Origin of the sequence: Rhodohalobacter sp., from assembly GCF_041686455.1 — a bacterium.
In the GTDB taxonomy this organism is placed as follows: Bacteria; Bacteroidota; Rhodothermia; order Balneolales; family Balneolaceae; genus Rhodohalobacter.
Window position 1 is genome coordinate 1 of the sequence record NZ_JAWLDW010000154.1, and the last position, 5,258, is coordinate 5,258.

General features: G+C 38.3%; 6 protein-coding genes. 3 read left to right on the plus strand and 3 right to left on the minus strand.

Translation table 11 applies throughout. From position 1 onward, the window contains the following. Both ACESM0_RS12555 and ACESM0_RS12560 read left to right on the plus strand, forming a co-directional pair. Nucleotides 1-1,111, plus strand: a 1,111-nt coding sequence (locus ACESM0_RS12555) for a UDP-N-acetylglucosamine 4,6-dehydratase family protein (RefSeq protein ID WP_372906550.1), incomplete at its 5' end; no start/stop codon positions are given. 268 nt (nucleotides 1,112-1,379) lie between these two features. After that, nucleotides 1,380-2,447: a hypothetical protein gene (locus ACESM0_RS12560; protein WP_372906551.1), complete on the plus strand. Its 1,068-nt coding sequence runs from the start codon at nucleotides 1,380-1,382 to the stop codon at nucleotides 2,445-2,447. Between the two features lie 12 nt (nucleotides 2,448-2,459). On the opposite strand, the gene ACESM0_RS12565 is transcribed toward ACESM0_RS12560, so the two are convergent. Together ACESM0_RS12565 and ACESM0_RS12570 are read right to left on the minus strand one after the other, a co-directional pair. Next, a complete protein-coding gene (locus tag ACESM0_RS12565) occupies nucleotides 2,460-2,735 on the minus strand; it encodes a hypothetical protein (RefSeq protein ID WP_372906552.1) in 276 nt (91 codons plus the stop codon). 608 nt (nucleotides 2,736-3,343) lie between these two features. Continuing rightward, nucleotides 3,344-3,739 carry a hypothetical protein gene (locus ACESM0_RS12570; RefSeq protein WP_372906553.1) on the minus strand — a complete coding sequence of 132 codons (396 nt, stop codon included), beginning with the start codon at nucleotides 3,737-3,739 and terminating at the stop codon, nucleotides 3,344-3,346. Between the two features lie 256 nt (nucleotides 3,740-3,995). On the opposite strand from ACESM0_RS12570, the gene ACESM0_RS12575 reads away from it, so the two are divergent. After that, nucleotides 3,996-4,247: a hypothetical protein gene (locus ACESM0_RS12575; RefSeq protein ID WP_322572975.1), complete on the plus strand. Its 252-nt coding sequence runs from the start codon at nucleotides 3,996-3,998 to the stop codon at nucleotides 4,245-4,247. 23 nt (nucleotides 4,248-4,270) lie between these two features. Here the strand turns inward: ACESM0_RS12575 and ACESM0_RS12580 are convergent, their stop codons facing one another. Beyond that, a complete protein-coding gene (locus tag ACESM0_RS12580) occupies nucleotides 4,271-5,056 on the minus strand; it encodes a lysophospholipid acyltransferase family protein (protein ID WP_372906554.1) in 786 nt (261 codons plus the stop codon). Nucleotides 5,057-5,258: the final 202 nt, after the last annotated feature.

Here is a 5,258-nt window from a genome sequence, read left to right on the forward strand (position 1 = left end):
TATTGAGGATATATTGGGAAGAGATCCCGTAACCCTGGATATGCAGTCGATTACGGCCAGTATTAAGAACAGGACAGTTCTTGTGACAGGAGCCGGAGGTTCGATTGGGAGTGAACTGGTTAGGCAGTGTATTAAACTAAACCCTGCACGCATTGTAGCTTTGGACGTTGATGAAACGGAGCTTTTTCATGTAGAAAACGAGTTGAAACATACCGGTATCAATTTAATTCCGTGTGTGGCCAGTGTCACCGATGAGCACAAAATGGACCGGATATTAAACTTTTACAGGCCGGATGTGATTTTTCATGCCGCGGCCTATAAGCACGTACCCATGTTGGAAAGCTATCCGGAGGAAGCTGTTAAGGTAAATATCGGGGGGACGCATAACCTGGCTGAGCTTGCTTGTAAATATATGGTAGATAAATTTGTGATGATTTCTACCGACAAAGCGGTAAACCCTACAAACGTGATGGGAGCCACAAAGCGAGTTGCTGAAGAGATCTGTATGTCGTTCAACGGGGAGTGTGTCACAAAATTCATATCCGTACGATTTGGTAATGTATTGGGCTCCAGGGGTTCGGTTGTGCCTCTCTTTATGGAACAGATCAAGAATGGCGGCCCGATCACGCTTACTGACAAAAAGATGAAGAGATACTTCATGACGATACCTGAGGCTGTGCTGCTTGTGATGCAGGCCGGTTCGATGGGTGAAGGGGGAGAAGTGTTTGTGCTAGATATGGGAGAACCTGTGAAGATTCTCGATATGGCATACGACCTGATACGATTACATGGACTGGAGCCCGAAAAGGATATAGACATAAAAGTAACGGGTTTACGTCCGGGAGAGAAGCTGTTTGAAGAGCTCTTAAATGCTGAAGAGGGCGTGCTGAAAACAGATCATGTTGAGATTTTTAAAGCCGTGTGCAGCCGTAAGCTGACAAAACTGGAGCTTGAGATGAAGATAACGAACCTTTTTAATCTGATCGAAAGGAATGCAACGTCATCATTAAGAAATTCCCTTCAGGAAATTGTCCCAACGTACACGTTTAAAGATGAACTGAGAACGATGGGTTTTCTGCAAGATCAGTTGAATACACAATCCGGCCAGTAAAGCCGCATATCAGACGGATCAGGCTGAATGTTAACGTATTCTAATCGGTTTTACGCCCTATTAAGCATTTTTACGTACGTATTGGTTTCTGAATTGTGTAAGTTTTCCTTAAATATTCAGTTCTGTTTGAAGAGAAGAGTTTTTTGAGGTTTAGACAGGACAAATGCTTTACAATAATAAGCTGTATTAGAGAGAATACAGGGTAAATTTTATAGGGGTAATTTAAATGTTAACAAACGAACTATATTTGGTTCTTCCGGCAGTAATAATGGCTTTTTTGATAGCCTCTTTACTGGTGCCGGTTTTTAATACGATCTTAAATAAAATAAAATATTTTAAAGACGACTTGAGTGAAGAGAAGCACTCAGGGAACAGGGCAGCCGGCGGTTTAGGGGTTATTTTAGCTGTTATCCTATCTTTTCAACTTTGGAGCGTAAATGATATTCATACGTTTCACCCATATTTCTTTGCTTCATTAGCACTATTTCTTTTGTCCGGATATGTTGCCGGTAAAGGTATTGCAGCATCTTTAACACGGATTGGTATTCAATTTTCAGCTGCAGTTGTTTTGGTTGTGGGCGTAAGTAGTGAAGTTGGCAGTATTATAGGCTTGATGGGAATCGAAAGTCTTCCAATATACCTATCTATACTTTTCTTATCCGGTATCCTCACATTAATCACTTCTCTGTTTAAATATATGGGGAGAATGCCTGAACTGGCAGGTGGAATAGCAATCATAGCCACAAGTGTTCTCGGTATTTGGTTTTGGGCTGCCGGCTTTTTCAACATGGCTCTGTTTTCTTTCATCGTCTCATCTTCCTTTATAGGCTACATGATGTGCAGTACCAATTTGAAGTCTGTAGAGTTAGGTAAATTAGGTTGGAGCAGTATGGGGTTTGTCATCGCATTTTTGATGATGGAATTTTTCCTGGCAAACACACTGGTAGCTGGACAGGGGATTCATCTCGTGAATGGCGGAGGTTTGATACTGTCATTGCTTATCATTCCGATTGTAGTTTGGGCTGCAGATCTGGTGAATAGTAAAGGATCATTTACGAAAGGTGGAAGAAGTGAATATTATTTAGTGAAACTGTACAGTAAGCTTGGGATGGATAAAAATCAGACTTCTTTTTTCTTTTGGATGATAAATCTGATTGTTATTGGGATGGCCTACTCAACAATGCATTTTGATGCATCTATTCAGGCAATAATCCTGATTGGTTTTGGAGTTTTAACTACGGTTGCTACTTACAGAGCAGTGCTTATCACGAAGGTATATTCCAGGAAGCTATCTAGGATGGAAGCATCCTGGGTAAAGAATTGGATTAAAGACTAGACAGGTTACCTTCTACGTCTCTGATTCGTTATTTTTGGCAGTAATACCTAAGAGCGAGCCAAACTTACCTGAAACAGAGTTTAAGCTAAATCCATCCTGTTTGATTCGGAAAAAAAAATCCTTGCTATGCTTCGACATATAGATGAGATGTATAAATAGCGCCCCGCCGAAAACCAATGTTGCAAGCAACGGCCAATTCAACCACAAAGTAAGGCCGTAAATAAGTGGAGTAATTACAGCAATGACAATGCTGTAGTAGATCATATCTTTTTTAGTTGTAGAGCTCATACAAGTTGTATTAGCGTGAGTGGTTATGGTAATTTAACACATCATTTAATATTAAGAGTCAGGAAATAGCTTTTTGTTACCAAATTTCCTTAATCTGAATATAAATTAATAAAATCTAATCTAGATTAAAAACTGGTAACATTAGAAATGTGCCGTTTGGAAGTGGGCATATATCTGATAACTTGCTGAATACTAGCTATTGAATTGACGCTGACTTAAAATAGACAAAGGTATAGGTCACAAATGCATTATCTATTTATTTGGAAAAAATAAGCGCTTAGAGTCGGGCTTCAAGCACTTTATAATAGGTTTTCGATTTCTTCTAAATCCAAAATGAATTTTGGGCCCAGTTAGTTGATTGTGTCTTTCGACATTTGTTTGCAATCAAGGATAGTCAGCCTTGAGGCTAGCTGGCAGGAAATTCGACATAAGAAATGATGAGTGGACTAACTAATTCTTTAGTGAAAAGGAAAGATCAAAAGTGGGTGCAAGGGATTGGTTGTGATATTTTAGAGAAGAACCCCAAATAATCCCGCTCTTTTTATGGGGTTTTAAACTCTAGAATAAATTTCGAACTCAATCTTATTATTAAAACGTGTTTGGTAGTATCACTTCTTTTTCGGTTTACTTCTCTTTTTCTTTACCCGGCTCCAGATAAATGTCCCGAACCAGCCGGTTACAATACCAAACCCGATGGCTAATGAAAGTGACAGTAAAAACTGACTGTGTATCATATTCGAGATAAGAATACGGCTAACAAAGTAGGTGATCACAGCAAGCATGTATCCAATAATAAAACTGGATATCATATCTTTTGATTTCAGGTTGACAACAAACAGAGTGACAAACGATGCAATTAAACCCAAAAGTCCCCATGAGATCAGAAATGATACTTCAGTAAAATCTACCGCACGGTCTGTTTGAGTCCATAGAGGGATACCTGCTGCGATAGTGGAAATGAAGATCGCGATCAGTTTATAATTTTGTCGGGTTGTTTCAAGCATGATATCAGATTGAATAGTTATTTGTGAATAAGAAAATAGTCAAAATTGGATAATTTTATATTTAAGTATCAAAATTTATTTTGACATCAGCGAAACAGTTAAATAAAAACAGTTTAGAGAATCGTATATAAATGTTAACATGAAATTGATAATTTGAAATATTGAATTGATTGTAAAAATTATTTATTTAGTGCGTCAAATGTATAAAGCTTTTTTATATTAAAGTGATGATTTAATAACTAACAAATAAATCGTAATGGATATAAAATTTGTCAAACGTTCTCAGGTTCAATCCAGTAAAAGAAGATCTTCGAAATTTAAACCGTTGATGGATGCCCTGGATAAACTTGAGCCGGGCGGTCAGGCAGTTGAAGTAAGTTACACAAATGAAAAAAGTGTAAACTCAATGCGCACCGCTGTTTACCAATACAACCAGGAGCATAACGTTAAAATTAAAAGTGGTAAAGACGCTAATAACAAAAAGATCTATTTCTACAGAGAAAAATAAAGCTATAAAAAAGTACTCCTCATTTAAGGAGTGCTTTTTATAAAATTCAAATTTTCTTGTTCTGTAACTCCCGCCCAACTCAGATAGAGAGATCTTATTTCCTCAATTTTGCCATCAATATTTTCAAGATTCCAATCATCCGTTGGAATAGGCTCATGTATGTGAGCGGTCGCTTTTCCGCTATGGGTAAAAAGGAACCCGCCTTCACTTAGTTCTCTGTTTCCTTCAAAATAGATGGGTACAATAGGGTAGTTCAGATCCATCGCCATTCTGAATGGGCCTTTTTTAAATGGTCCAATAATACCAGGATGTTTCCTGGATCCCTCCGGGGCAAGCATTACCGTCAATCCTTTTTCTTTTATGCGATCTACATTCCTTTTCAAAGTCTCTACGGCTTTGTCTGATTTTTCACGTCGTATAAAGACCTGTCCGGTCAACCTTCCCAATAAGAAAAAAATTGGATTGTACTGAAGCTGCCATTTGGCAACAAAGCGAACTTTAGGTAATCCAAGCGCCAGAATGGTGAGGATATCCAATGTAGAACTGTGATTAATAATATAGACGGCGGGATAGTGAATTTCTTCACAGTGCATTTTGATTTTAAAATCGATTCCGGCAACCCAAAAGACCGGTTTGACGATAAGCGGAGCTATATGTTCAACAACAACGTTACTCAACTTGCCAAAAGAGATGATCAGTAATAAAAGAATGACCGGGGTAGCTAGAAGCAGCATCAAAAAGAATACGAGAATGGATAAAATACTTCGTATATATTCAGAAAAAGTGAGCCGTTTATTGGTGTTTGTCATTCAAGGGTAGTTTATGAGCTGTTACAAATCAATGTAATGAAATAGCTGCTCGACAAACAAATAGAGGGGTTTTATCGAAATACGTCTTTGAAATGTTTGATGATTGGAGCGCTGTTTCCCTTTTGGGTAATAGATATGACATCAAAACGAGCAACGGCTGTTTCCATTTTTCGTTCATATAGCCACGCTTCAGAAGCTTTTC

Bases quoted from the DNA above. Each gene is read 5' to 3' on its own strand.
- ACESM0_RS12575 (WP_322572975.1), top strand. From the start codon at position 3,996: ATGGATATAAAATTTGTCAAACGTTCTCAGGTTCAATCCAGTAAAAGA.
- ACESM0_RS12560 (WP_372906551.1), top strand. From the start codon at position 1,380: ATGGCTTTTTTGATAGCCTCTTTACTGGTGCCGGTTTTTAATACGATC.
- ACESM0_RS12580 (WP_372906554.1), bottom strand. From the start codon at position 5,056: ATGACAAACACCAATAAACGGCTCACTTTTTCTGAATATATACGAAGT.
- ACESM0_RS12570 (WP_372906553.1), bottom strand. From the start codon at position 3,739: ATGCTTGAAACAACCCGACAAAATTATAAACTGATCGCGATCTTCATT.
- ACESM0_RS12565 (WP_372906552.1), bottom strand. From the start codon at position 2,735: ATGAGCTCTACAACTAAAAAAGATATGATCTACTACAGCATTGTCATT.